General features: G+C 37.5%; 24 protein-coding genes and 1 riboswitch. Of the genes, 9 read left to right on the top strand and 15 right to left on the bottom strand.

What is annotated here, in order from left to right; genetic code table 11:
- Window positions 1-6: 6 nt before the first annotated feature.
- From AAA926_RS05510 to AAA926_RS05475, 8 genes are all read right to left on the bottom strand, one after another.
- Window positions 7-864 carry a sugar ABC transporter permease gene (locus tag AAA926_RS05510; RefSeq protein ID WP_045928744.1) on the bottom strand — a complete coding sequence of 286 codons (858 nt, stop codon included), beginning with the start codon at window positions 862-864 and terminating at the stop codon, window positions 7-9.
- Between the two features lie 2 nt (window positions 865-866).
- Window positions 867-2225 carry a carbohydrate ABC transporter permease gene (locus tag AAA926_RS05505; protein WP_265893490.1) on the bottom strand — a complete coding sequence of 453 codons (1359 nt, stop codon included), beginning with the start codon at window positions 2223-2225 and terminating at the stop codon, window positions 867-869.
- Between the two features lie 66 nt (window positions 2226-2291).
- Complete coding sequence (locus tag AAA926_RS05500; RefSeq protein ID WP_265893489.1) at window positions 2292-3515, bottom strand: extracellular solute-binding protein; 1224 nt, start codon at window positions 3513-3515, stop codon at window positions 2292-2294.
- Window positions 3516-3585: 70 nt separating this feature from the next.
- On the bottom strand, window positions 3586-4692 hold the full coding sequence (locus tag AAA926_RS05495; RefSeq protein ID WP_265893488.1) for an ABC transporter ATP-binding protein: 1107 nt from the start codon (window positions 4690-4692) through the stop codon (window positions 3586-3588).
- A gap of 4 nt (window positions 4693-4696) precedes the next feature.
- Window positions 4697-5374, bottom strand: a complete 678-nt coding sequence (gene pgmB / locus AAA926_RS05490) for a beta-phosphoglucomutase (RefSeq protein WP_265893487.1) — start codon at window positions 5372-5374, stop codon at window positions 4697-4699.
- Window positions 5359-7632 carry a glycoside hydrolase family 65 protein gene (locus AAA926_RS05485; RefSeq protein ID WP_265893486.1) on the bottom strand — a complete coding sequence of 758 codons (2274 nt, stop codon included), beginning with the start codon at window positions 7630-7632 and terminating at the stop codon, window positions 5359-5361. The genes pgmB and AAA926_RS05485 overlap by 16 nt, the downstream gene beginning before the upstream one ends.
- Window positions 7633-7786: 154 nt before the next feature.
- Window positions 7787-9511, bottom strand: a complete 1725-nt coding sequence (locus tag AAA926_RS05480; RefSeq protein ID WP_265893485.1) for a glycoside hydrolase family 13 protein — start codon at window positions 9509-9511, stop codon at window positions 7787-7789.
- 11 nt (window positions 9512-9522) lie between these two features.
- On the bottom strand, window positions 9523-11190 hold the full coding sequence (locus AAA926_RS05475) for an alpha-glucosidase (protein WP_265893484.1): 1668 nt from the start codon (window positions 11188-11190) through the stop codon (window positions 9523-9525).
- 208 nt (window positions 11191-11398) lie between these two features.
- Between AAA926_RS05475 and AAA926_RS05470 the strand changes: the two genes are divergently transcribed.
- Window positions 11399-11581, top strand: coding sequence for a hypothetical protein (locus AAA926_RS05470; RefSeq protein ID WP_370466795.1), 183 nt, complete (start codon window positions 11399-11401; stop codon window positions 11579-11581).
- A 205-nt stretch (window positions 11582-11786) separates the two neighbouring features.
- Here the strand turns inward: AAA926_RS05470 and AAA926_RS05465 are convergent, their stop codons facing one another.
- Genes AAA926_RS05465 through glpK form a run of 3 tightly spaced genes read right to left on the bottom strand, consistent with a single transcriptional unit; the run spans window position 11787 to window position 15052 of the window.
- A complete protein-coding gene (locus tag AAA926_RS05465; protein WP_265893503.1) occupies window positions 11787-12737 on the bottom strand; it encodes a LacI family DNA-binding transcriptional regulator in 951 nt (316 codons plus the stop codon).
- 12 nt (window positions 12738-12749) lie between these two features.
- Window positions 12750-13523 (bottom strand): tyrosine-protein phosphatase, encoded by a 774-nt coding sequence (locus AAA926_RS05460; protein ID WP_338212043.1) that lies wholly within the window; start codon window positions 13521-13523, stop codon window positions 12750-12752.
- 26 nt (window positions 13524-13549) lie between these two features.
- A complete protein-coding gene (gene glpK / locus AAA926_RS05455) occupies window positions 13550-15052 on the bottom strand; it encodes a glycerol kinase GlpK (RefSeq protein ID WP_338212041.1) in 1503 nt (500 codons plus the stop codon).
- 147 nt (window positions 15053-15199) lie between these two features.
- Between glpK and thiD (AAA926_RS05450) the strand changes: the two genes are divergently transcribed.
- Both thiD (AAA926_RS05450) and AAA926_RS05445 read left to right on the top strand, forming a co-directional pair.
- A complete protein-coding gene (gene thiD, locus AAA926_RS05450; protein ID WP_122053145.1) occupies window positions 15200-16012 on the top strand; it encodes a bifunctional hydroxymethylpyrimidine kinase/phosphomethylpyrimidine kinase in 813 nt (270 codons plus the stop codon).
- A gap of 65 nt (window positions 16013-16077) precedes the next feature.
- On the top strand, window positions 16078-16755 hold the full coding sequence (locus AAA926_RS05445; RefSeq protein ID WP_198180538.1) for a type 1 glutamine amidotransferase: 678 nt from the start codon (window positions 16078-16080) through the stop codon (window positions 16753-16755).
- A gap of 512 nt (window positions 16756-17267) precedes the next feature.
- Here the strand turns inward: AAA926_RS05445 and AAA926_RS05440 are convergent.
- The gene (locus tag AAA926_RS05440) at window positions 17268-17621 is read right to left on the bottom strand and encodes a hypothetical protein (RefSeq protein ID WP_338212039.1); all 354 of its coding nucleotides are present in this window, start codon (window positions 17619-17621) and stop codon (window positions 17268-17270) included.
- A 434-nt stretch (window positions 17622-18055) separates the two neighbouring features.
- On the opposite strand from AAA926_RS05440, the gene AAA926_RS05435 reads away from it, so the two are divergent.
- Window positions 18056-18895: a helix-turn-helix domain-containing protein gene (locus tag AAA926_RS05435; RefSeq protein WP_338212038.1), complete on the top strand. Its 840-nt coding sequence runs from the start codon at window positions 18056-18058 to the stop codon at window positions 18893-18895.
- Between the two features lie 244 nt (window positions 18896-19139).
- A complete protein-coding gene (locus AAA926_RS05430; protein WP_338212037.1) occupies window positions 19140-19466 on the top strand; it encodes a hypothetical protein in 327 nt (108 codons plus the stop codon).
- A 93-nt stretch (window positions 19467-19559) separates the two neighbouring features.
- On the opposite strand, the gene AAA926_RS05425 is transcribed toward AAA926_RS05430, so the two are convergent.
- Both AAA926_RS05425 and tenA read right to left on the bottom strand, forming a co-directional pair.
- The gene (locus tag AAA926_RS05425) at window positions 19560-19976 is read right to left on the bottom strand and encodes a hypothetical protein (RefSeq protein ID WP_338212036.1); all 417 of its coding nucleotides are present in this window, start codon (window positions 19974-19976) and stop codon (window positions 19560-19562) included.
- A gap of 490 nt (window positions 19977-20466) precedes the next feature.
- The gene (tenA, locus tag AAA926_RS05420) at window positions 20467-21126 is read right to left on the bottom strand and encodes a thiaminase II (protein WP_338212034.1); all 660 of its coding nucleotides are present in this window, start codon (window positions 21124-21126) and stop codon (window positions 20467-20469) included.
- 215 nt (window positions 21127-21341) lie between these two features.
- Window positions 21342-21440: riboswitch (TPP riboswitch) on the top strand.
- A 75-nt stretch (window positions 21441-21515) separates the two neighbouring features.
- On the opposite strand from tenA, the gene thiM reads away from it, so the two are divergent.
- From thiM to thiE, 3 genes are read left to right on the top strand one after another with little or no spacing between them, the layout of a single operon-like run.
- The gene (thiM, locus tag AAA926_RS05415) at window positions 21516-22304 is read left to right on the top strand and encodes a hydroxyethylthiazole kinase (RefSeq protein WP_338212033.1); all 789 of its coding nucleotides are present in this window, start codon (window positions 21516-21518) and stop codon (window positions 22302-22304) included.
- 11 nt (window positions 22305-22315) lie between these two features.
- The gene (gene thiD, locus AAA926_RS05410) at window positions 22316-23119 is read left to right on the top strand and encodes a bifunctional hydroxymethylpyrimidine kinase/phosphomethylpyrimidine kinase (protein WP_198180544.1); all 804 of its coding nucleotides are present in this window, start codon (window positions 22316-22318) and stop codon (window positions 23117-23119) included.
- A gap of 10 nt (window positions 23120-23129) precedes the next feature.
- The gene (gene thiE / locus AAA926_RS05405) at window positions 23130-23795 is read left to right on the top strand and encodes a thiamine phosphate synthase (RefSeq protein WP_370466813.1); all 666 of its coding nucleotides are present in this window, start codon (window positions 23130-23132) and stop codon (window positions 23793-23795) included.
- Window positions 23796-23897: 102 nt separating this feature from the next.
- Here thiE and gap read toward each other — a convergent pair whose 3' ends face one another.
- The gene (gap, locus tag AAA926_RS05400) at window positions 23898-24917 is read right to left on the bottom strand and encodes a type I glyceraldehyde-3-phosphate dehydrogenase (protein ID WP_198180554.1); all 1020 of its coding nucleotides are present in this window, start codon (window positions 24915-24917) and stop codon (window positions 23898-23900) included.
- Window positions 24918-25021: 104 nt separating this feature from the next.
- Here gap and AAA926_RS05395 point away from each other — a divergent pair, with 104 nt between their 5' ends.
- Window positions 25022-25753 (top strand): LysR family transcriptional regulator, encoded by a 732-nt coding sequence (locus tag AAA926_RS05395; RefSeq protein WP_338212032.1) that lies wholly within the window; start codon window positions 25022-25024, stop codon window positions 25751-25753.
- Window positions 25754-25860 lie beyond the last annotated feature (107 nt).

The raw sequence follows: 25860 nt of genomic DNA, 5'->3' as shown, positions 1-25860 counted from the left end.
TATGTCCTATCCCTTTTCTGCGCCAGCTGTAATACCATTGACGTAAAACTTCTGCATGAAGACGAATAAGATCGTAATTGGAATAGCGATAATCACACAACCAGCAACAAACTCCGCAAAATATGCGGTAGCATTGCCTTTAGTATTGTGCACCATGTTATAAAGTCCGTATGCAATTGTGTATGTTTTAGGATTGCCAGACGTTGACAAAATAATTCCCGAGAATATAAAGTCTGTCCACGGACCAATAAAGGCTGTTAACGCAGTGTAAACTATCATAGGCTTAGCTAATGGCAAATCAACGTGCATGAAGATTTGCCATTTAGTGGCCCCATCAATTTCAGCAGCTTCATCTATTGAAAATGGGACCGTGTCAAAGAAGCCTTTGGCAACGTAGAATCCCAGTCCAGCACCACCGACATATACCAGTAGCAGGCCACCCAGGTTTAACATGTTCAAGCCCTTTAAAATGTAATAAAGAGCAATCATTGACATAAATCCAGGAAACATTCCTAAGACTAGTGCAATCTGCATGAACGGTTTTCTAAACGAAAAGCGTAACCGTGACAAAACATAAGCAACTGAAATCGTTAAAAAAGTAGAAATGATCATTGATAGTATAGAAACAATCAATGTGTTAATAATCCAGCTGACCAGTGGGTACTGTGAATTGGTAAAAATACCAATGTAGTTGTCAAAAGTAAATTTGTCAGGCCAAAAAGTTGAAACAAATCCCGTATCATTATAGGAAAAACTGGCTAATATTATCCAGATAATTGGTAAAATCCAAACCACAGCCAGGATAATCAATAATAGATAACGAAAAATGAGTGAAAGGCGTTTTTGATTTTGATATGATTTCATTTTTAGCCCTCCTTAAAAGCATTGGTATGGCGGTATGCAATTAATGAAAATACAGCACTAATAATAAAGATGAGGATGCCTAAGACCGCTGACGCATTGTAGCGCTGCTCCTGACCAAAGGTTAAGTTGTACAGCCACGTTACCAATAAGTCGGTAGAACCTGCACCATTATACTTATTATTCATTGGTGCTCCTCCAGTTAACAGGAAGATCACGTTAAAGTTATTAATATTACCAATAAACTGTTGAATAAGAGAAGGTGCCATTACAAATAATATTTGTGGAAAAGTAATTGATTTGAATACTTGTAACGCATTAGCACCATCGATTTTAGCAGCTTCAATTTGATCAGTTGGTAAGTTTTGAATAATCGCAGTTGAAACCAGCATTGAAACCGGGATACCGATCCACATATTAACAATAATAACCGTTATTCGTGCCACCAAAGGTGATGCCTGACTGTCAATAAAATGTAACGGGTGAGAAATCCAGCCGATATTCATTAATATATTGTTGAGCGCGCCTTGATAATCTAAGAACTGAGCCATCATTAACAAAGAAACAAACTGAGGTACAGCCCAGACAATCACAAAGATTGTCCGCCAGAAACCTTTATGTCTTATTCCTTTAGATTCAATCAGCAAGGCAAGCAAAACTCCAAAAAAGAATGTTGTTGCCGTAGCAGCTACTGCCCAGATAAGTGTCCAACCCAAAACCGGAAAGAACGTACCTGAAAGGTCACCACTAAGTACATTGCCAAAAGCTTGAAATCCTGTCCAAGAAAAGGCAATTGGGTGTTGCCGGTCATAGTTTGTAAATGCCATTGAAATCATAAAGATTGTCGGCAAAATGGTAAAACAGAGAATGCCAATAATTGGGAAAGTCATCAGAGTGTCATGCAAACGAGAATCAAACAAGTTTGCCAGTTCTTCTTTATTGGTTAAAATATGTTTGCCATCCCGCTTGAGCACATAATTTTTTCTGGTAGAACGCAGGTTAACAATATACAAGTAAACCATCGCAATACAAACAATAATTGCCAGTAAGCCAAACAAAAGAATCAAAACGGAGTTTGAAGGTTGCTTAGTAATATAAACGCCTTGTGCGCTATCATAAACAACCTTTTTACTTTTAATTGGTCCCAAGCTTGACATCATACTAATTGCGGATATGCCACTAAAAACAAGCCAAACAATAAAGGCTGCTTCTGCCAGCAATAATGCTATGCCTTTTACCCACTGCTTATTTGCCAAAGCATTGGAACCCATAATAAAGAATGACAATTTGGTAGCCATATTGCCTTTAGACCATACTTCCTTAAAGGTTGCCTCAGGTGCCGCATGTTTTTTCTTTCTAAACATAATTCTTCCTCTTCTTGAACAAAAAGGTTGGGCACTACTTGTCCAACCTTTAAGTAATTTAATTAACTATTTCTTTGATGAGTGCTTAGCTAATTTATCAAGTTGTGCTTTATATTGATCAGGTTTAACTTTACCATCATATGCACCATTGATTAGAGGAGGAACATCGTTCCAGAAGACAGACATTTGTGGTAATTTAGGCATCAAGACTGAATTGCCAGGTTTAGACATTTCAATTACCGCATCAGCAACTGGATCATTCTTAATTGCTGAGTCATTAACTGCCTCTTTAAGAACTGGGATTTGACCAGCTTCTTTGTGAGCAATTAATTGTGACTTTTTATCTGTGATAAATGCTGCTAATTGTGAGGCAGCCTTAGGACTCTTGGTATGAGCATTAACGGCGAATCCTTCGATTCCTAAAAAGGCTTGCATTTGCACATTCTTGCCACCAACATTAATCATTGGGTACTTAGCAACAGCAAAGTTTTTACCTAAAATCTTCTTAATGTTAGCTGCGTTCCAAGGACCATCCAAGATAGCTTGAGCATTGCCCTTCTTCAATTGGTTCAAAGCATTAGATGTCTGCATTACGCCCTTATTATTCTTCTGCTCAGCAAACCACTTCAATGCGTTAACACCTTTAGCAGAATTAAAGGTTGAACCCTTCAAATCTTCACCACTGTCACCATAAAGCTTTGTACCAGCAGAGAAGAATACCGGCCACATAACATAAGCGTTAGTAAAGTCTGTTGCCACAACTCCCTTTGAAGTTAAAGTCTTCCAATCTTTTACATCGCTTGCTGATAATTTAGACTTGTTGTAATAGATTGTTTGTGCCTGTTGTGCATAAGGATAAGCATAGATCTTGCCCTTCCAAGTTACACCTTTAGCTGCAACGTCAATGTAATTAGATTTAATATTGTTACTGTCTTTTGGTGACAGAGGATTAATATAACCGGAATCTGCCATTTGACCTAATTGATCATTAGGTGCTTCAAAAACATCGGCTGCTTTTGAAGGGTCCTTGCCCACATCAGTTTTGGCATTAGCTGATCCGGTTGGATTTTGTGTAACGCGAACTGAAATATTCTTATGTGATTTAGTAAAATCACTGGCAATTTTCTTATAATACGATACTTGGTTAGTATCAACCCATAAAGTCAGCTTGGTATTTTGATTACTGCTACTGCTTGATGAGGAATCTGATTTACTATTAGAACACGCTGCAAGTGACATTGCAGCTAAAACTGCTGTACTTCCTAAAGCTACTTTCTTCCAAATACTCATGTTATTTACCTCCTAATATAAAACAACATGTTTTTATATCAATGACAACTAAAGCCACTGATTTTATTCCCTAATTAACTACCGCCAAGGTTGTATCCTTGTCGAAAAAGTGTGCTTTGTTCAAATCAAAGCCCATCTTGACTTTTTGCCCTGGCTGATAAACATCGCGGGCATTGATGTTAGCAACAAACTCAGTTTCATCTACTCTTTGGTAAAGCTGAATAGTCGCTCCCAAGAGTTCAGAAACAACGACTTCAGATTCGACCACCGCATCAGGCCAAGTTTCTAAAAAGGCCTCTTCTGCGTGAATATCCTCTGGCCGAACGCCCAGTATCAAGTCGCGGTCATTATATCCCTGCTCATTAAGCAGTTTTGACTTACCTTCAGGTATACCCAGATTAAGACCCTTGCCATCAGATACCTGACCATCGTGATAGTGGACATTAAAGAAATTCATTTGCGGTGATCCAATAAAGCCAGCGACAAATTGGTTGACCGGATGGTTATATACTTCCTGTGGTGTACCAATCTGTTCAATTTTACCAACTGACATTACCACTACCCGATCAGCCAAGGTCATAGCTTCAGTCTGATCATGAGTAACGTAAATTGTAGTTGTCCCCAAGTTCTGGTGCAGCTTGGCAATCTCTGCCCGCATGGAAACTCGCAGTTTCGCATCCAAGTTGGACAGCGGCTCATCCATCAAGAAGATAGGTGCATCCCGCACAATTGCACGTCCCAGAGCAACTCTTTGCCTCTGACCACCAGAAAGTTCTGCAGGCTTTTTATCCAAATATTCACACAAATTAAGAATCTTGGCAGCATTTTGTACTCTTTTATCAATCTCATCTTTATGATAATGGCGCAGTTTCAAGCCAAATGCCATATTATCGTAAATTGACATGTGCGGATAAAGCGCGTAATTTTGAAAAACCATAGCAATGTGACGGTCTTTGGGTGCCACATCATTCATTACCTTGTGATCAATTTCAAGAGTACCTTCGCTAATATCCTCTAATCCCGCAATCATTCTTAAAGTAGTTGATTTACCGCAACCTGAGGGGCCGACAAAAACAATGAATTCTTTATCTTTAATGTGTAAATCAAAGTCTTTCACTGAATAGTGATCATTGCCTTCATACTTTTTACACATATGGTTTAAGTCAACTTCAACCATATCTTTAACCTACCTTCTTATTATTTTTCTTAAATACAGCCACAATTTTATCCAGCTTTAATTCTTTTGTAGATTTAACGATATAATCAGCTCCTTTAAGTATTTGTTTATCTCCAATTCCCACTGCAAACTGGTGCGCAGCCTTAATTGCCGCAACACCGGCAGCCGCATCTTCAAAACTAATCACCTCATCATTATGCAGCTGCAATAATTGCTGTGCTTTTTGATAAATTTCCGGGTCCGGCTTACCGCGTTTCAATAAAGCAGGATTAACAATTTGATCAAATTGATCAGCAATACCTAGCTTACTTAAGATTTTGGGGGCATTTTTAGAAGCAGAAGCAATGCACATTTTCAGACCTGCTTTTTTGGCATCTGCCAATAATTCTGTAATTCCAGGCAAAATATCGGCTGGCGTCATGGTTTCAACTTGCTCTAAAAACTTTTCATTTTTCTCTGCCGCAAATTCTTCTTTTTGGGTCTCAGTGTACTTATTTTCCTGCTTTCCATACTTCAGAATTAAATCAAGAGAATCCATTCGTGATATTCCCCGCAGAGAATCTAACTGTGCACTAGTCAACTTAATGGTCAATTCTTGAGCTAAATTATTCCAGGCAGCAAGGTGAAATTTGGCTGAATCCGTGAGGACACCATCCAAATCAAAAATCAGGCCTTTAAGCAATTTTGTTCACCCTCTTTTAAAGTAACCTTTTGCTCTTTAACTAAAATTGTCAGTTCCTGTCCGCTAATTAACGTAATGCAAGTTTCCTGCTGCGTCACTTTTACCTTAATTAAGCGTCCACGATAATTAATTTTAAAACTATACCCTGTCCAATTATCTGGAACAAAAGGATTAAATCTCAATTGATTGTGACCATACCGCATGCCGGCAAATCCCTGGACTATTGACAACCATGAACCGCTCATTGAAGTAATGTGTAAGCCGTCATCCGTGTCATTATTATAATTATCAAGGTCTAGGCGTGCCGTACGTTCATAAAATTCTACTGACTGCTTTTTACGCCCTAATTCCGCTGCCAAAATTGAATGGATACATGCAGAAAGCGAGCTTTCATGCACCGTCAACGGTTCATAAAATGCAAAGTTACGCTCTTTTTGCTCTCTGGTAAATCTGTCATCCAGGTAATAAATACCGTGTAATACATCGGCTTGCTTTATGAAAGGTGACCGTAAAATTTTATCCCAAGACCAATGCTGATTTATTGGTCTTTGGTCAAGCGGAATTTCTTTAGCTGGTCTAATATCTTTATCCAAGAAGTCATCTTGCTGCAAGAAAATGCCGCGTTCTTTATCTTCAGGCAAATAAATATTTTCAATAATGTCTTGCCATTTTGCCTGTTCTTCTTTAGTTACGTTTAAACGCTCCTGGGCCGCCTTATCCGCAAGTGGCAGTCTTTCTAAAGTATATTGCAGTACCCATTGCGCCATAATATTGGTAAACCAATTATTATCAACGTTATTGTCGTATTCATCAGGTCCTGTTACTCCGTGAATAACATATTTCTGTCGCCACTTGGAATAATGGACTCGATCAGCCCAAAATCTGGCGGTGCCTACCAGGACATCCATGCCTTCGTTCTTAACGTATGATTCGTCTCCCGTATAACTAGTATATCGTTTAATTGCAAATGGTATATCTTCATTACGGTGTATTTCTTCAAAAGTGATTTCCCACTCGTTATGACATTCAATCCCATTAAAGGTTACCATCGGAAAAAGCGCTCCGGCTAGACCCTGCTGTTTAGCATTGTAATAGGCACCATCAAGTTGATCATGTCTGTATTGTAATAATGCCCGCGTGACATTCGGTTTAGTAATACAAAGATACATAGGAAAGATGAAAGCCTCTGTGTCCCAATATGTGGCTCCACCATACTTTTCACCAGTAAAGCCTTTAGGACCGATATTAAGTCTCTTATCTTCACCGTAATATGTCATGAATAACTGTAAAATGTTAAAACGAATACCCTGTTGCGCTTCATCATTGCCAGTAATAACTACATCACTTTTAGTCCAGCGATCCTGCCAAACTGCAGTATGATCGGCCAAATTTTCTGCAAAGCTTTTTGACTGCAATTGTTGCATTAACTCATCTGCACGATCGCCTTGCTTTTCAGGTGCTACATCACGACTGGTAATTACGATTACGTCTTTTTCTAGAGTGTAACTTTCACCAGCATTTAGAGTAACTGCCAGTTTCTCGCTTAACTTTGCTGTTTCAGTTTTAACAGTACCCTTAACAACACGATTATTATTTCTTAGGCCTGCTTTTAACAAAACCGTAAATTGGGGCACATCGTAAGGATTAGGCTTGGTTATAACTTGAATAGAACGCTTTTCAGCATTCTCATTGCAGCTAAGCCAAAAATGTTCATTATAGTTACTATCTTCATTAGTAACTGTGCCGTCAAGCGTTGAATTAAACTCAATTTGTGCCTGACCAGCAAGTACAGTAGCCTTAACAGTAATTAAAGCCGCTTCCTTTAGCCTGATATGTAAAAAGCGCTGAAATTCAAACTTAACTTTAGTAGCCGCACCTTCATAAATAAAACTGCGACTAAGCAAGCCTTGGTGCATATCTAATTCAAAATAAAAATCTTTAAATTTAATCTTGGCTAAGTCAATCTTTTCATTATTAACCGTGATGCCAATCCCAATAAAACTAGGGGCATTGATGGTTTTGCCAAAATATTTAGGATAGCCGTTTTTCCACCAGCCTACTCGCGTTTTATCTGGAAACCAGACACCTGCTAAGTATGTACCCTGCAGTTGATCTCCAGAATATCCTTCTTCAAAATTACCGCGCATCCCCATATAGTCATTGCCAATCGCAGTAATGCTTTCCTGCAGCCTTTTATCCACCGGGGAAAACTTGTGTGTGGCAACTTTCCATGGGTCAACCTCAAAAATTCGTTTCATTTACTTTCGCTCCCTCTTTGGTGAGGTTTTTTGTTTACGCTTTCATTATTCGCAAAAACGGGGTATTTGACAATAGCAAAATCGCTGTTAACGGTATCAGAATCATGTTTTAAAAAAGTCTGGGAAGAAATAGTTTCTCCCAGACTCTTTAAAATTAATTTGCAAGTTCAATGATAAATCCGTGCTCAGCAAGTTGTCCATCTGCAAAATTCTGACTCAGTACTACCTGACCGTTTGTGGAAACGGCAATCTTATCAGGAGTTGTATTAAAAAGAGCAGTGATCTTTTCTGCACCAATTCTCTTAACTTTAATTAAGCCGGTAGAAGTAACACTTAGACTGATTGTGCCATTACCTAAAGTAGCAGCATGGTTATTTCTAAAAGTAATCAACTTTTGCACTTCATGCCAAAAAGGCGTGCCCTTTTTTTGCCAGTCCATTGGCTTGCGACAATCGGGGTCTTCTCCTCCTGTCATTCCCATTTCAGTACCATAATAAATGCATGGGCTGCCAGTCTGCATGAACATAAAAGTCAGGGTTTGCAAAGCCAGCGCTTTATTTTCACCTGCAAGTGTCAGTAAACGGGCGGTATCATGAGAATCAAGCATGTTCATCATTGCCTGATTCGTGCAGTCACGATACATCATTAGTTGATCAGTAAGAGCCGCAACCAGTTCCTGAGCTGTTTTTGTTTTATGCAGGAAATGCTCTTCAATCTGTAAAGTATACGGATAATTCATCACTGCAGAAAATTCATCACCGTTGAGCCAGGGCCGTGCACAATGCCATATTTCACCTACAATATAAAAATCTGGCTTAATTGCAGTAACCGCATCATGAAATTTTCGCCAAAAATGATGGTCTACTTCGTTAGCAACATCCAGCCTCCAGGCATCAATATCAAAATATTTTACCCAGTAAGTTGCAATTTCCAACAGAAAATCTTGGACTGCAGGATTGGCGGTATTTAATTTGGGCATTTGTCCTTCAAAAGCAAAGGTATCATAGTTTGGGCCGCCTGCCTCAGGTCCTTGATATGGTTTAACTGGAAAATGATTAATATGAAACCAGGATGCAAACCGCGACTTAGCACCATTTTCTATTACATCTCGCCACTGCATTGACTGTCCACCAAGATGATTAAAGACAGCGTCAAGCATTACTTTCATTCCCCTTTTATGAGCTTCACTCACAAATTTGGCAAATAAATCTTTGTCACCAAAATCAGGGTCAATCTGCAGATAGTCAATCGTATCATACTTATGATTAGAACTTGCCTTAAAGACTGGGCACAGGTATAACCCACCAACTCCCAGTTCCTTTAAGTAGTCCAGATGGTCAATAATGCCCTGTAAATCGCCCCCGTAAAAATCTTCTCGTCCGGGATGATCATGCGGATTCCAGGGTTTTGTGCCTTGAGGATCATTATTTTTATCACCGTTTGCGAAACGCTCTGGGAAGATCTGATACCAAACAGTATTTTTAACCCAGTCAGGGGTTTTGGTTTGATCAATTTCATGCAAGTAAGGCAATTTGAAGTAGCTGCTGTCAGCTGCTAAATTTGCTGCAGTAAAATCTTTAATTCCGCGGTCCCCAACAATTTTATGACTGTCATCTTGACCAATGACTTCGAAAGTATATTTAAGGCGGCGATAAGGAGCATTCAAAGTTGCTACCCAATAATCAGTTGCCTGCCCTTGTCCCGCTTTAGTCATTGTCACGGTTTTATCAGTCTTGGTATCAAGATAATTATCAGTATAGTGAACTATTACTTTTTTAACATCATTTTTGGCACTGTGGAACCGGATCCGCACGTGATGCTGACTAATGACAAAACAGTCTTCGCTTTCTGTTCTATGTTTTAGGGCTGCTAATTGCATTTTTTCCTCCATTATTTACTTAAAACCACACCAGAGTATGGCATCAAAATTAATTCATCATTATTCAAATAATGCTGTCCTGCTGTTAATATGACTTTCCTGTATTCACTAGGTACTTTAATTTTTAATTTTTGACTGCTCAGTGAAACAGCCACGATTGCACTATCATTTGCTAAATCGCGTTGATAAACATAACTGTTATTAGCGGTTGCTAACAAGTAAAAACTACCTGATTGAAACAAAGCTGTTTTTTTCAAACTAATCAATTTTCTGTAGAAGTTAAACATACTGGCAGGATCATCCAGTTCAGCCTGAACATTAGCGTCATTTTGGCTTTGACCTTTAAGCCACGGACTCAATTTTGAAAAACCATAATTTGGCTTTTTAGCTGTCCACGGCATCGGTCCTCGTGCTGGCATTTTGTGCGCTTGACTGACCATTTTTAGTGCTTTTGCTTTTGTTATGCCCCAGTCTGCAGCTTTCGTGATAAAACCTTCCGCCTCTTGATCATTAAACTCTTCTTCAGCAGTAAAAAGCAGGTTTTTTAAACCCAACTCTTCGCCATAATAGATAATTGGGATTCCCCGTTGCAAATACATCAGCATTGCCAAGCTGCGTGCCTGAGTTTCAGTCTGCGCTATTCTGGTAGCCAGCCGCGGCATGTCGTGATTACTCCAATATAATGTAGGTTGAGAAACCTGCGACAGAGTTTGCTGCCAAATAACCTGCGTTTTTTTAAAAGCATCCCAGTCAAGCCCTTTAAGCTGAAAATCTGCTGGAAAGTTAGGAACAATATGACTCTGATCATCCTTAAAATAACGAAAAGTAACAACACTATCTAAAAGATGATGATCTTTTGCCGTATAGTCCGCTGCCAAGTTAACATTAGCGCTGGCAGCTTCCCCCAAAAGGAAAGCTTCAGGATAATCCTTTTTTATTTGCTCACAAAATGGTCGCAGCCATTTCTGAACTTGAGGCAAATTAGCAAAAAACGGTTCTGCAACTATTGTTTGGTCGTCATCGTTTGCTATTTTCTTTACGGGAAAACTTTGCCGTAAATCTGCCTTAGCAATATGAATAAAAGCGTCAAGTCGCAGTCCATCTATTCCTTGAGCCAGCCAAAATTCCGCAATTTTGAGCATTTCTTGTCTTACTTTGGGATTACGCCAGTTCAAATCAGGCATGTGTTTGTCAAATAAATGGAAATAAAATTGTCCCGTTCCTGCCGGATCCGGCTCCCAAACGCTGCCGCCGAAAAAGCTGCCCCAGTTATTCGGACGCTGATTATTTGCACCTGCAAAAATATAGTAGTCGCGGTATTGACTGTCAGGATCACTTTTGGCCTTTTGAAACCATTCATTTTGATCAGAAGTATGGTTTAAAACAAAATCTAAAAGCACATGAATCCCTGCTTGGTGACAAGCAGCAATTAAAGCTGTCATGTCTTTCATTGTTCCCATTCGCTGATCGATTTTAAAGTAATCCGCCACATCATAGCCGTTGTCAACCTGTGGCGAAACAAAAATAGGATTTAGCCAAATAGTATTAATGCCCAGTTGTTGCAAATAAGGTAATCTCTGCCTGATTCCATTTAAATCACCAATACCATCACCATTGCTATCCTGAAAAGACTTGGGATAAATTTGGTAAATTATTGCATGCTCATACCAATGCGTCATAAATCTATACCTCCACCTGTAGTTTAGCGGAGAAATCTCATACAAGGCAACTATATTAATGATGTTACCGCTATCAGAAAAATACTTATTATTTCAGTATAAACGAGCGTGGTTCGTTACATTCATGTGAATTTCCCAAAAAATATTTTATTTTTATGTTTACGGGTTCACAACAATCTTGAAATCGCTAACAGATAAGAAGAATTTTTTGAAAATAAAAGCTGCTGTTGTTAATAAAATGGAAGATTCTTTTGAGATTGAAGATAATATTGATTTTCACGAAGTAGGGCCAACAGACTTGCAAATTCTTATGGTGGCAAGCAAAATCTGCCACTCAGATGAAACCTTGCGCAGCAATAGTTGCAGCAGCTCAGAACCTGACTATTTCTAATTTGAACGATCTTTGTGTAGATGATAAAAAGTAGTGGGCTTTAACATGGACGATGCCATTCCACAAGCTGACATACCAAGATTGCTTGAGTTCTATCAATTAGGGAAGTTTCCTTTTGATATCAGTTTTTAACTATTAAAAAAGCACATAATAATCTTTCTTCTGTCCGATTAGTATGTGCATTTTTGCTTGTGTTTAAATTGTTTTACCTAGTGGATTCTCTCTTAACTAGGGAAGGCTTAATTAATGCTTCTCCTTGAGGAGATCCCTTTTGATTAATTTTCCGTAAGAGCATGTTGGCCAGCAATTCTCCCATTTTAAAAATTGGCTGTTTGACAGTAGTTAACTTTAAGTTGGAAACCTGATCGAGAAAAACGCCATCATAGCCAATCACACCAAAGTCAGCCGGGACTTTAGCATTTTCATCCAGCAATTGTCTGACTACCCCCGTAGCAATGCGATCGCTGGCACAGATAAAACAGGTATCTTTAGGAAACTTATGGAAATTATTTTTAATTACTTCTTGCGCTGCATGACTATGATTAGCAATGCGATAGATTTGAGGCACCTTTTTATTCTTCTGTAAAGTATTGACGTAGCCCGTTTCACGTGAATACTCAAATGGCTCTCTGACATCAATGCCAATGAAAATAATATTTTGGTATAACCGCGAAAGTGCATATTTTGTCGCTAATTCTCCACCATACTGATTATTATTATCCACATAATCATAACCATGGTGATTTTCACCAAATAAAATAAAGGGCTTTTTAAGGTTGTCAAAAAAAGCATAATCGCTGGAGCGGGCGCCGGTAATGAGATAACCGTCAAAGTTGCCATCCTCTATCTGACCTCTATCAGTAACAAGTTGAATAGCGTACTGCTTTTTAGATAACCCACGTGCTATGCCGAATAACAGGTTCATATAATATGGCTCTGTCGTATCTATATCCTCCAGCGTGACAAACTTAACAACATTTGTACGCTTATTTACCAAAGCCTGGGCAACATAATTAGGATGATAATCAAGTTCATCCATCGCCTGCTCAACCAATATACGTAGTTCCTCTGTTACCTGCTCGGGATGATTAATTACACGAGAAACCGTCATCTTTGAAACATTAGCTTTTTTAGCAACATCAAGCAAGGTTACCATCACGATTCGCCCCTAATCTAAGTACATTCGTTTTAGTTGAGCCAAGTCATCATCATTAAAGCCCAATACTTTTTTGAAAAAGGTGGGAAAATCGCCCCAGCCGCCACGGACTGTTTCTGTAATGCCGCGAATAGCTATACCTTCACCTTTAGTTACATTCATTTTTGAAACCATTTGCGTAATTTCATCATTACTTGGCAATTGGCGAGAAACAGCAAAATCATATAACTCGTTAGTTAATAAATAATCGCGGGCGATGGTATCATCATCTACTCCAAGTGCCATTAATATTAAAGCCGAAACCATTCCTGTTCTGTCCTTACCAGCACTGCAGTGATAAACCAGTGCTTCATCTTCGGGCAATTCCAGCAACTCCGCAAAAACACGGGCAAACATTTCCTGACTGTGCGAACTAAGCAGAGTTTGCTGGTAAATGCGACCAATAAAATTATTGTGCATATCAGGAATATGGTGCAAAAAACGGTAGATTGAACGATTGTTTTGGGCATCATTGACGTTATCAGAATATACCGGCAAGTCCACATATTCCACATCGGGCCAAGAAATATCCGGTGAAGAGGACTTCTCGTATTCAGAGCGTAAATCGCAATCAACAGTGACACGCATTTTAGCTAATTTAACTTGATCCCTGGCCGTTAAAGAACTAAGTGAATCTGAACGATAAATTTTATTCCATTTAACTGTTTTACCAGTCACACTTTGATAACCGCCAACATCACGAAAGTTCATCGGACTATCTAGTGCAACTATTCGGTCATGTGTCAATTTCTTGTCCCCCTTTTTTAAATAACTTATTCACCATGTGCAAAAACCTGAGTAGCTTTTACGGCCTTCTTCCAGCCTTGATACAAATGTTCTTTTTCACTTTCAGGCATTTGAGGTTCAAAGGTCTTGCCCACAACAAAAATATCTTTTAATTCAGCCACATTTTGCCAATAGCCGACTGCCAGACCAGCCAAGAAGGCTGCGCCCATTGAAGTTGTTTCCAATACTTTAGCACGTTCGATTTTAATGCCCAGGATATCAGACTGGAATTGGAGCAAATAATCATTATTGGACGCTCCGCCATCAACGCGCAAGGTTGGAATTTTAATGCCGGAATCAACCTGCATCGTATCCACCACATCCCGTGTTTGGTAAGCCAGCGATTGCAACGTCGCCTTGATAAAATCCTTATCATTTGTTCCACGTGTAATTCCAAAAACGGATCCACGTGCTTCTGAATCCCAGTACGGAGCACCTAAACCTGTGAATGCCGGAACAACGTAAACCTCATTTTCAGACTTCGACTGCCTGGCCGCCTTTTCTGAATCTGCAGCTGTCTTAATCATTTTTAACGAGTCACGCAGCCACTGAATAGCACTGCCAGAAACAAAAATAGAACCCTCTAAAGCATAGGAAATTCTGCCATTTAAGCCATAAGCAATAGTCGTCAACAGATTATTGTCCGACTCTGTCGGCTGGTCACCGGTATTCATGACGATAAAGGAGCCAGTACCATAAGTATTTTTAACCATTCCTTTTTTCAAAGCCAGTTGACCAAACAAGGCTGCCTGCTGATCTCCGGCAATACCGGCAATTGGTACTTTGCCACCAAAAAAAGTATAAGACTTGGTATAACCATAGATTTCAGAATTGGACTTAACTTCTGGCAACATTACTTTGGGAATATTGAGCAGTTTCAAAATGTTGTCATCCCATTTTAAGTCGTGAATATTAAACAGCATCGTTCTCGAAGCATTAGTGTAGTCAGTCACATGGACTTCACCATCAGTTAAGTTCCACAAAAGCCAGCTGTCAATTGTACCAAAAAGCAAATCACCATTTTCGGCCTTTTCTTGTGCACCAGCAACATGGTCTAAAATCCAGCGAATTTTGGTAGCACTAAAATATGGGTCAATTATTAGTCCCGTCTTTTTATGGATCAATTCACTATAGCCATCGGTCTTTAACTTTTCAGCCAAGTCGGTTGTCTGCCGTGACTGCCAAACAATTGCATTATAAATGGGTTTGCCGGTCTTTTTATCCCAAATTACCGTTGTTTCACGCTGGTTAGTAATACCAATTGCTGCTATTTGCCCCGGTCGCACGCCAGAATTAATAATGGCATTGGCAATTGTTGTTTGAACTGCGTGCCAAATCTCTTCAGGTTTATGCTCTACCCAACCAGGTTGAGGAAAATATTGGGGAAATTCCTTTTGTGATGAAGCAATTTTTCTGCCCTGATGATCAATTATCATCGCCCTAGTTGAAGTAGTTCCCTCATCGATTGCCATAATATATTGTTTTAGCATATTGTCTCTTGTATCCTCTCCGACAGAAAGCGGTTTATACTAATTTTACTACCCGGACTTGCTTTTACAAGAAATTATTATAACATTATCCTTATTTTAAGTTATACTGGTTACATAGAGCTTACGTTAAAAAGAGGATACATGAAAATGAAAAAAGAAATTATTGCTTTAACAATAGCGGGAAATGACAGCGATGGCAGTGCGGGGATGACTGCTGATTTACATTCATTTTATGCCCGTCAAGTATATGGCATGGGGCTTTTAACAGCTGCCGTTGCTGGTAATACAACTGGTATATATGCACAAGAAGTTATGCCTATTTCTTTTATTCAGGAACAATTTGACGTACTAAACGATGATTTTAAAATTGACGCACTTAAAACCGGTATGCTGGCTAACAAGGACGTAATTGCCTGTGTTGCTGCTAATTTGCACAAATATGATATGGGTAAGATCGTACTCGATCCGGTTATTATGACCAAACACGGTGATACCTTGCTTGATGACGATGCCTACCAGGCTTTTCTTGAGCAGTTAATGCCATTAGCCGACATTATTACGCCTAACTTTTACGAACAGAAAAAATTAACCGGTTTGAATTTAGCTACCAAAGATGAAATTCATCAGGGAGCCAAAAAATTGCAGGATATGGGAGCCAAAAATGTTTTAATGAAAGGCCGTCATGATGATTCTGCGCAGTCGCAAGTAACAGATATTTTACTCACTGCAGACGGAAAATTTCACGAATTTACCAAGCCGTTTATTAATACAGATAGAATTAATGGTACAGGTGACACACTATCAGCAGTAATTGCTGCTGAATTAGCAAAAGGACAATCAATTATTGCCAGCGTACAAACTGCTAAAGATTTTACTTATGAAGCTATTGCTCACCCCATTGCAGTTGGCTCCAAATATGGCCCAATTAATCATTTTGCAGCGCAGCAAAATCTTAAATAACTATTCTTTGCCCACTTCTAACTATTAAGATATACTTTAAACAAGAAAATAGGGGTTGGTAAACAATGGCGAACAAAATAATCAAGATTGCATATTTATATGAAGACCTGATGAACACCTATGGTGATTCCGGAGATGTTAAAATCATAAGTTTTTTACTTAAAAAGCAAGGCTATACTACGCAAGTGGATAATATTTCTCTTGGTAGTGAGTTCAATGCTTTTGACTATGATTTCATCTTTTTTGGCGGTGGGCAGGACTTCGAGCAAACTGTTATTGCCAAAGATTTACCGCGTCATAAGGAAACTTTAACCAAGTACATTAACGCAGGTAAACCTATGGTAGGCGTTTGTGGCGGCTACCAACTCGTTGGCACTTATTACAAAACTAATGCCGGTGTGACTATCAAGGGGCTAGATATCCTACCCTTCCATACTGTTTTTAAAGCAGATAAGCGCATGATTGGCGATACCCGCTATATGAGTGAATGGGGCGAAGTCAAGGCCTTTGAAAATCATTCCGGGCAAACTTATTTTGACGATAAGGATAAGCTGCATCCCTTAGGAGAAATGATTGAAGGCTACGGCAACAACCCGCAAGACCACGTTGAAGGCCTGCGTTATCGCAATTTCATTGGTACCTATTCTCACGGACCGTTGTTAAAAAACTTGAATGTCGCTAACGCCATAGTGAAGATGATTCTTGAATGGCATGATGAGCGAATAGCAGCTAAAACAAATTAATTACAAAAAAGCTACTAGGCGTAGTAAATGATATGACCTCGAATTAAGACAATTTCGCAGGTCATATTTTTATGTCTAAATTGTTTAAGCAAGATAAAACTGAAATCTATTATCTTTGGCATGATTATCAAATTGGCACTGGTGAATTAAGTTGGCGTTAAATGTATTTTTATTGTTTAGTGAACTAAAACTCATATATTCTTCTTTACTATTTTGAGTTGATCAAAACATTGTTATAGATATTAAGCAATTAGGCAAATAAAATTTTATATTCTTTTGCTATAGAAGAATTTCGCTCTGCATATTTGAAAATTGACATGGGTTAACTCGTTGATTTGTTCAAAATCTATAGAACGTATAGAAGTAATGGTTATTTTGTCATTATTTATTTAATTACTACATAAAAATACTCCTAGCAAACAAAGTTGTTAGGAGCATTCTTTATTAGAAATAAAATGGCGAGGCTAAAGCATTTTAACCAATCTCTTTGACTTAAAATTTAATTGTTAAATTTATAGATCTCCACCATATTTTTTACGCATCTTTAAGTCATAATGTATTGCAATAAGTAATATCAATGTCCAAACGGCGCATATTACAATTAATGGCCACACATCAACTACTCTTTGAATATATACTGAAACATTAGCTTTAATTGGAAATATGAAGTACATGAATAATGCGCCCCATGGAACCAAAAAAGGAATACAAGATAAAAATATTTCAACATTTTTAGGATATAGTCGTGGTCTACTATAGACTTCTTTTTTGTGTCTACTTACATAAAATATACCTGCTATCACAAGGATAATTAATGAAAGTTGACCTACATGAAGTATGAATTGTATAACTGGTGAAGTAGCCATTTTTGAGCCCCCTTAACATACAAACTATATGATAGTCTGTAATGTTTTTAGAATTTTAATCGTGCCAAACTCCTTCGGAGTCTTGTGCAGCCTAGTTTATATCTTGATAAATTTCTGATTTTCTATAGCTGGCATTAAAGTTAGATAAATTAGTTGCCCAGGTTTGTGCCCTGTTTTGTACTATAGCCGAGGCATTTTGCTAAAAGTGCAAGCTTTTATTTAAAAACCACATAACTGAAAATGTAATAAACATTATAAATTCCTTCTATAAAGAATTTATATATATATATTAGAAATTATGTTAAATTTAGAACTCTATTTTTAATTTTATTCCTACTTTCATAATAACATTGATTTTTATGAAAATGTGTGCAAAGCCTGCACAATAAGGAAAAAATATTGTTTAATAAAACTAATTAAGGTAATTAGCCGGTATGAGTAGATTTGGTATAACTATTAGAAAATTGAGAATATCCCGCAGAATAACACAACAAGAGTTGGCAAATGATCTTTTTGACCGCAGTGAACTTTCTAAGATAGAACATAGTGAATTAGCTGTTTCTTATGAGAATGAAATCGAACTGATTAAACGACTAAGTCTTACACCAGATGAATTTGAATACATTAGTAATAATTATACTTTAAGCTTTAAGCGACGACTATTACACCGTTTTTTTGAACTTGAAATGAGTACAGATACTGCCAATAATAGTATCGCTGATATAGAAGCATTGTTACAAGATTGCTTTTTGGTAGAAAATGACGGGGACATCGAAAGAATTAAAACAATTTTAGAAGCTTTATTATTAGCCAATAAACCTAAAGGGTTAGCCAAAGCTAAAAAGATGGTGCAACCAATCTGGTTTGATTATCTGGCTAAAACTAAAATTCTCACAATCACTGATATTTATGTTCTAAATACAATTTTATTTGCTTTTGATTATGAAACTGCAAATGAAATTATTGCTAAAATCATTATGGTAATTGACAGAGATTACCCTTTTAAAAAATCTTTGAAAATTAATACTTTAATTAATCAGGCCATGATAGAAATGCTGGATCATAAATTTAAGCTGGCAGCTGATAATATGCTTAAGCTAAAGCCGCTAATTAAAAAGCTTGGTCAATATGATAAATTGCTTGTAATAAGGGCAAGAATTGCGGTTTGTCAAAAAGATAAAACTAAAGCTTTAGAACAAGTAAGTTTACTAGAAAAAATTGAGGCGCAACAATTAGCAAATAATTTGAAATCAGAAATCAATGAATTTCTTTAAATTTATTGAACATAGTCTAGTGAACACTTATTTCCTCTATAATCATATAAATTCTAATATATTCGCAAAAGTGTACTTTATCTCCCATATATATTTTAATGGGAGTTACATCGTTGCCTTTGACCTCCATAACTACTGCGCTGTCAATTGTTGCTATATTTTTATATGTTGCGACAAGCTCAAAAGGCTCTGCAGATGTATTATTCATCTCAGGCATATTATCGTATTAAACAAGGAAGCAAAAATGAAAAAAACTATAATTGTATTTATTTTAACATTTCTCTTTTTAGGCATTGGAATGGGCTTTATACATTTTTATAGAATTAATTCTTTAGAAAAAACCGTATATCTTAGTGCTGGCGAAAGAAAATATTCATATAACTTAGACACATATAAATGCTTACATAATAAAAAAATTGCTTCTGTTAAAATAACTACTGATAATCAAGGATCTTATGATACGCTTTATTATGTCGGAAAAATTAATAATAGATATTATGGCTTTCTATTTAAAGATCGTGGCATATTAAGAAAAGCAAAATTAATTTATATTAAAAAAATTGATGAATAATAGCATATTAGCTTTTAATATAATGATTTTAACAATGCGAAATGACTGAACTAAAAAGGCAGCTTAAACTTGGTAAGCTGCCTTTTCTATAAATTAATCATAATATTGATCCTGGTCTAAAGCAGTTGCATCAAAATCAACTATCATAAATTCATAGTTTGAAAAACACTCCATCCAGTTGTTATAATAGTCGTTCTCTCTTTTTAGCGCCTTGCTATTTTCTTCTCCTTCTATTATAAAAGGCTTTGAACGTATATTAAAATTTGCATGTATTGCACCCAGTAAATTCAATAAACACAAGAAATCTTTTGCGGAATCCACACTTACATGAAAGGATTTAAACGAATTATTATTTTCGCCAAGATAACTTTTTGCCCTATTATACTCAGCAGCAGATTCTGTTTTAAAATTTTCAACGCTATTTACATTCTCTTCGATAATAGCTGTCGGAGCTTGTTTTTTAAAAAAATCTAGTATCTTTCTTAATTTAAAAAATTGTTCATCATTCATTTTTATTATTCTCATTTAAAAGGCGGTGCTCGGAAACATTATATCTCCTATGAAGCAATCAATTTTACCGCTTAAAGTGGCATAGCCATGTCATCTACGAATGCAAGAATAAGAATATTGCGACTAAGTTTGGCATCGGCCTATACCGCGAGCTCTATAACTGACGGTTCTTGCTTTTTTGCTTCCACTAGCATAGTAGTGCATTGTTAGCTCTCCAGACCAATTATAGACTAGAAATACAGGTTTAAGATTAGTTGCTTTTAGTGCATAATATATGCTGCCACTAGTAACCCACATTTTAGAAATTCCTAAATCACCATTAACAGTACTAGGTAAATCTACATTATTATAAAATAAATATATCTTATTTTCTCCAAGTTGCACACTTTCCTGGGACTTTGAACAATAATTACATTGTCCAATATCAAAATTTTATTATGAAATTGACTAAAGACAAGTAAGAATAAAATAAAAGCGGTTTTTACAGAAGTTACTTCCAATCTTGCTTTTCATAAGCCATCTGCCAAAACTGCAATTCATAATAGCTGCTGCGCACAAACGCAGTTTGCATTTGCTCAAGTTCTTCATTAGTCGCACTTTCAGCCAAAGAATTGGTTAAATGCAACATTTTTGCTACGTTGGCGCCATACCATTCGCCATCATAAGTATCAATCCATTCCTGATAATAAGAAACCGGTGAGCCCTTTTCTGCCATTTTTTGGCCAATTTCCTGATAGAGCCAGTAACATGGTAAAAGTGCTGCAACCGCTGGTTTAACACCAGATCGATTTAATGTCATATGCATATGGTTAACGTAGTTATAAGCTGTTGGCGCCACCGGAGTTTCAGCAATTTCAGTCGCAGTTATGTTTAATTCTTCAAAAAAATGGCCTCGCACTGATATTTCGACATCTTTCAAGTCTTGTGCCCCTGCCAGTAAAAATTCCTTTACTTCCTGATTATCCGTTTTTGCCGCAATTAATTTATGCAACTTGCTGAATTCTCTTAAATAATAGCGATCCTGCAACAGATAAAATTTAAAAGTTGCAATTGGGAGTTCGCCACTTTGTAACTCCTTTATAAAGGGATGCACCATACTTTCATGCCACAATGCCTTCCCCGCTTCGTGCAGTCGATCCGTAAAATTCATGAATATTCTCCTTCGAGTTAAATAATATTGTAAAATGACAGTTAATTATTACTAATTACATTTTACTAAAGATAAACTCTAACCACTATACTGTTTTTGACTGTTATGCACAATTTTTTAATAACAGTCAAAGTACCAGCATATATAGCGTAAACAGATATCAACTTTATCAACCTACTATTGTAATCAGTAATAAATTCCGTTATAATTGTAAGCGATAACACGAGGGGTGCCTTTTTGGCTGAGATGAAAATTTTTCAGACCCTTTGAACCTGTAAGTTAATACTTGCGTAGGAACGTGTCAAAACTGCTTAAGCTTTGGCATTTCCATATGCCAAAGTTTTTTTATTAGTCAAAAATTTTAAGGATATTAAATTAGGAGTAATAAAATGCAGTTAAAATTATTAGACAAATTGCGAGCAGAAAACCCGGTTATTTTCAATATTGCTAATTTTGTAACAGTTCAAGACGTGGCCAATGCTGTTAATGCTATTGGTGCTTCACCAATTATGAGTAATGAAATCGCTGAAGCTGAAGAAATTGTGCGGATGGCTTCCGCCGTGGCAGTTAATATTGGCTGCTTAACCAAGCAGCAAATTAACCACATTAAAAAAGTGGAGGATTTAGCGCGCCAATATAATAAACCCATAGTATTTGATCCCGTTGCCGTTGGCAGCGTGGAGTACCGTTATAAAATCACAGAAAAATTATTATGGGATTTTCATACTAGTATTATTCGGGGCAATATTGGTGAGATAGCTGCCTTAGGTGGCTTTGATTGGAGCTCAAAGGGGATTGATGCAGGCTCTGGTTCTGGTGATATTGATGAAATTACTGCAAAAACTGCTCAAAAATATCGTTGCACAGTCATTGCGAGCGGGCCTACAGACACAATAAGCGACGGTAAAAGAATAGCCCATGTTCATAACGGCTCACCCCTTTTTAAAACTCATGTCGGCTCAGGAGATATGTTAACCAGTATTGTCACAGCTTTTACAGCAGTTGCTGACGATCCTTTTGAAGCAGCTCAAATAGGTGCTTTAGTTTTCAGTTGCGCTGGTCAATTAGTAGTTCAAGATCACCCTAATGTCGGGCCCGCTACTTTTGGCATGTATCTCATGGATTATTTGTATAAAGTAAAAGTTGCTGATATTGAACGAATTGCTGATTTTGATTAAGGAACTTTATGATGACTGAAAAAATTAATTCTTTTCCCCAGGTTTTAACTATTGCCGGCACAGATTCAGGTGGAGGTGCCGGAATCATGGCTGATTTAAAAACTTTTCAAATGCAAAAAGTATTTGGTACAGCTGTTGTAGTAGCAGTGACAGCACAAAACACTTTGGGCGTCCAGAAATCTTTTTTACTGCCTTTAGAAATGATCGATGCCCAATTCGCCTCTTTGGCAGAAGATTTCCACATCCGTGCTTGTAAAACAGGAATGTTGGGCGATGCAGATCACGTTCACCAAGTTGCACTTAATTTGCAAAAGTATGACTTTGGTCCTATTACCATAGATCCAGTGATGATTGCTAAGGGGGGCGCACCATTATTAAGTCAAGATGCTGTCGCCACCGTTAAGAACGAGCTGCTGCCTTTAGCCGATCTAATAACACCCAACTTGCCAGAAGCGGAGACTTTAACTGATATCAAGGTACAAGATCAAGCCCAATATCCAGAATTAGCTCATAAATTACAAGATATGGGAGTTAAAAATGTGCTAATTAAAGGCGGTCATGCAAGTAGCGAACAAGTAAAAGATTATGCTTTATTTGCTGATGGTTCCGATCTTTGGGTCAGCAGTTCCAGAATACATACCGAGCGCACTCACGGTACAGGTGACACCTTAGCTGCAGCAATTACAGCTCAACTGGCTTTAGGTCAAAGTTTACCGTCAGCAATTAAAATTGCTAAAAAGTACGTTACCAAAACTATTAAGGAAACTATTCAAGTTGGTCATGGTCACGGTCCTTTAAATCATTGGGCTCAGTAATTTAGGAGAAATAATGAAAGACTTTAACACTGATTTTTTACATGCTTACTTTATTTGTGGCAGTCAAGACGTTCCAGAAGGTAAAACTTTACCGGGCATAGTCGAAGAAGCACTTGCTGCAGGTATTACTGCTTTTCAATTTCGAGATAAGGGACCTAATTCAACTTTAAGTGAAGCTGAAAGACTCCCCATGGCACAAAAGCTACACCAATTGTGTTATGCGTATCACGTGCCCTTCTTCATTGACGATGATGTTCAGCTTGCACAACAAGTTCATGCCGAAGGCGTTCATGTTGGTCAAAGCGATGAAGAAATCAGACAGGTCATTAAAGAAGTTGGCGCTCAAATGATTATCGGCTATTCCTGCTCGAATTTAGCTCAAGTTGAGCAAGCCAATAAAATTAGCGGAATTGATTATTATGGCAGTGGCCCAATTTATGCCACCCAATCTAAAAGTGATGCCGACCCCGAAATTGGTATTGCCGGCTTAAGCAAACTGGTCAAAAGCACAACCCGGCCAATTGTTGCTATTGGTGGGATTACCGCTAGCGACTTAGAAGCAATTGCTAAAACTAAAGCAGCTGGAGCTGCGGTAATTTCTTTGATTGCTCAAAGCAATGATATTAAGCAAACCGTTAGTCAAATGCTCACAGCGCCATGGGTGAAAAATGACTAGTATATTTTAAAAACAAAAAAATGATTCTGCACTTGGCAGAACCATTTTTTTATTGATGATAAACAGTTATAAATTGATAAAAATATCAGTTAATTTTTGGAATTAACTTAGCTGGGCAATCTTTTGCAGTGTTCTGATCATTTGGGCTACAAAGCCGGACTCATTATCATACCAGGCGTAACCCTTGACTAGTTGTACCCCATTATCTCCAGTTTCAACTTGGGTGAGAGTTGGATCAAATACCGAACCAAATTCAGTGCCAATAATATCTGATGACACAATTTGGTCGTCATTATAGCCAAAAGAAGCATTGCCTTCAGTATGCTTTTTAATTCTAGCGTTAAATTCTTCAGCTGTAACTTTTTCTCTTAAAACGGCAGCTAGTTCAGTAATAGAACCAGAAATAACAGGGACTCGTTGAGCAATACCCGTAAGTTTGCCATCCAGTTCAGGTATAACTAGTCCAATAGCTTTAGCTGCTCCAGTTGAATGCGGAATAACGTTAGCAACTGCAGCACGGGCATTACGGACATTGCCACCACGATCAGGTCCATCTTGTAACATTTGTGAAGCAGTATAGGCATGCGTTGTAGACATAATTCCCACCTGAATGCCAAATTCATCGTTCATTGCCTGTGCTAATGGTGCTAAACAATTAGTGGTACATGAGCCTGCGGAAATAATTTGATCAGAGTCAGTTAATTGATCATCATTTACGCTATAAACAATAGTTTTCATATTGCCTGCAGGAGCAGAAATTAATACTCTTTTAACACCGGCATCAAGGTGAGCTTGGGATTTTGCAGTTGAAGTATAAAATCCAGTGCATTCAAGTACTATTTTAACTCCATCGTTTTTAACCCACGGAATTTGACTGGCATCTTTTTCCGCATAAACCGGAATATTTTTACCATCAATTACAATACTATTAGTTGTAGCAGTTACTTCATGATTAAATTGACCATGCGCAGTATCATATTTTAATAAGTGTGCTAACATAGCTGGTGAGGTTAAGTCGTTGATTGCGACAATTTCGATGTCATCACTGGCCACTTCATAAATTCGCCGTAAAGCAAGCCGACCAATGCGACCAAAACCATTAATACCAATTTTTGTAGTCATAATAAGTTCCCCCTTTAGATTACAAAATTAGTATATTAAAACAAATTCACTCTGCATAATCCGAGATTGTAATAGGGTTATCACTTTTAATGATATGGAGTATTATGAATTTTAACGATTTATATATTTACCAAACAATTTATGAAACTAGATCACTGAATAAAGCGGCATTGAAATTGGGCTACACTCAATCCAATATTACGGCCAGGCTCAAAACAATGGAGCGAGAACTGAAAACGCCACTTTTCGTGCGTTCTAATTTAGGAGTCAGACCAACTAAAAATGGGCAAAAAATGTATCATTTTGCGACTAAAGCACTACAAAACTATCAAGATTTAAAAGACGATTTAACCAGTAACAAACCAAAAGTTTTAATCTCTGAGTTGCTTTTTGGCTATATTATTACCCAAAAGAAACAGTTTGCACTTGATCAATATGAAGTCATCATTAAAAGTACTAATGAAATTCAAGAATTATTGACTAAGCATCCCTATGACATGGTCTGGGCCTTTACTCCGATCACTTTACCCCAATATTCGTTAATCAAGAAAAGCCATTTACAAGCCTGTTTTTTAAAAGGCAAAAAGCAGGAAAATAAAAGAGTACCGGTTGCCATAAACGCAGACATAAATTGTCCGTTTCGTAACTTGACTCTCAAATTAACGCAGAATAAAAACAGCGTCACTGAAATTGATTCACTGGAAATGATTTTAGAGCTAGTCAAAAAAGGCCAGGCAACTGCATTATTGCCTAAATACTTAATGAATGATGATTTAGTTGCAGCTGATTCGCATAGCTGGAATATCCCCTATTATTTTTACCGCTATCAATTATAAACAAGTAAAAAGATGCCATTATTCGTTGGTTAAAATTTTGGCAAAATTAAAAGTAGCAAACCGTTTCCAACTTGATACTCTGAATTAACCAATTTTATAGTATTAAG

This window comes from Lactobacillus juensis, assembly GCF_036246285.1.
GTDB lineage: Bacteria > Bacillota > Bacilli > Lactobacillales > Lactobacillaceae > Lactobacillus > Lactobacillus juensis.
The sequence above is the reverse complement of the archived record's forward strand: the minus strand, read 5'-3'. Positions and strand labels throughout refer to the sequence as shown.

Excerpts from the sequence above, each read along its gene's own strand:
- AAA926_RS05510 (WP_045928744.1), bottom strand. The coding sequence starts at position 864 with ATGAAATCATATCAAAATCAAAAACGCCTTTCACTCATTTTTCGTTAT.
- AAA926_RS05505 (WP_265893490.1), bottom strand. The coding sequence starts at position 2,225 with ATGTTTAGAAAGAAAAAACATGCGGCACCTGAGGCAACCTTTAAGGAA.
- AAA926_RS05500 (WP_265893489.1), bottom strand. The coding sequence starts at position 3,515 with ATGAGTATTTGGAAGAAAGTAGCTTTAGGAAGTACAGCAGTTTTAGCT.
- AAA926_RS05495 (WP_265893488.1), bottom strand. The coding sequence starts at position 4,692 with ATGGTTGAAGTTGACTTAAACCATATGTGTAAAAAGTATGAAGGCAAT.
- AAA926_RS05485 (WP_265893486.1), bottom strand. The coding sequence starts at position 7,632 with ATGAAACGAATTTTTGAGGTTGACCCATGGAAAGTTGCCACACACAAG.
- AAA926_RS05480 (WP_265893485.1), bottom strand. The coding sequence starts at position 9,511 with ATGCAATTAGCAGCCCTAAAACATAGAACAGAAAGCGAAGACTGTTTT.
- AAA926_RS05475 (WP_265893484.1), bottom strand. The coding sequence starts at position 11,190 with ATGACGCATTGGTATGAGCATGCAATAATTTACCAAATTTATCCCAAG.
- AAA926_RS05465 (WP_265893503.1), bottom strand. The coding sequence starts at position 12,737 with ATGGTAACCTTGCTTGATGTTGCTAAAAAAGCTAATGTTTCAAAGATG.
- glpK (WP_338212041.1), bottom strand. The coding sequence starts at position 15,052 with ATGCTAAAACAATATATTATGGCAATCGATGAGGGAACTACTTCAACT.
- thiD (WP_122053145.1), top strand. The coding sequence starts at position 15,200 with ATGAAAAAAGAAATTATTGCTTTAACAATAGCGGGAAATGACAGCGAT.
- AAA926_RS05445 (WP_198180538.1), top strand. The coding sequence starts at position 16,078 with ATGGCGAACAAAATAATCAAGATTGCATATTTATATGAAGACCTGATG.
- AAA926_RS05440 (WP_338212039.1), bottom strand. The coding sequence starts at position 17,621 with ATGGCTACTTCACCAGTTATACAATTCATACTTCATGTAGGTCAACTT.
- AAA926_RS05435 (WP_338212038.1), top strand. The coding sequence starts at position 18,056 with ATGAGTAGATTTGGTATAACTATTAGAAAATTGAGAATATCCCGCAGA.
- AAA926_RS05430 (WP_338212037.1), top strand. The coding sequence starts at position 19,140 with ATGAAAAAAACTATAATTGTATTTATTTTAACATTTCTCTTTTTAGGC.
- AAA926_RS05425 (WP_338212036.1), bottom strand. The coding sequence starts at position 19,976 with ATGAATGATGAACAATTTTTTAAATTAAGAAAGATACTAGATTTTTTT.
- tenA (WP_338212034.1), bottom strand. The coding sequence starts at position 21,126 with ATGAATTTTACGGATCGACTGCACGAAGCGGGGAAGGCATTGTGGCAT.
- thiM (WP_338212033.1), top strand. The coding sequence starts at position 21,516 with ATGCAGTTAAAATTATTAGACAAATTGCGAGCAGAAAACCCGGTTATT.
- thiD (WP_198180544.1), top strand. The coding sequence starts at position 22,316 with ATGACTGAAAAAATTAATTCTTTTCCCCAGGTTTTAACTATTGCCGGC.
- gap (WP_198180554.1), bottom strand. The coding sequence starts at position 24,917 with ATGACTACAAAAATTGGTATTAATGGTTTTGGTCGCATTGGTCGGCTT.
- AAA926_RS05395 (WP_338212032.1), top strand. The coding sequence starts at position 25,022 with ATGAATTTTAACGATTTATATATTTACCAAACAATTTATGAAACTAGA.